Source organism: Pandoraea sp. B-6 (genome assembly GCF_000282835.1).
Lineage (GTDB): Bacteria > Pseudomonadota > Gammaproteobacteria > Burkholderiales > Burkholderiaceae > Pandoraea > Pandoraea cepalis.
The window spans coordinates 9082-9302 of record NZ_KB290566.1; positions in this window are offsets into that span (position 1 = coordinate 9082).

The window sequence follows — 221 nt, forward strand, 5'->3', positions numbered from 1 at the left end:
AACATCCGCAGATTATATAATGCGCGCCCATGGCAAGTGATGAACGAAATCGACAATCTCCGCCCCCGAAGCCGAAAGTGATGGCTCCGGGGCATACGCGCGCCCAACCCACGGTCACCGCGTCGACTCCAAAGCCCGCCAGGCTGCCCAAACCCGCGAACACGGGGCAGGCCGGCGGCCCGAACCCGGCAGCGGGGCGACGCACGACGCCGGCCGAGCGC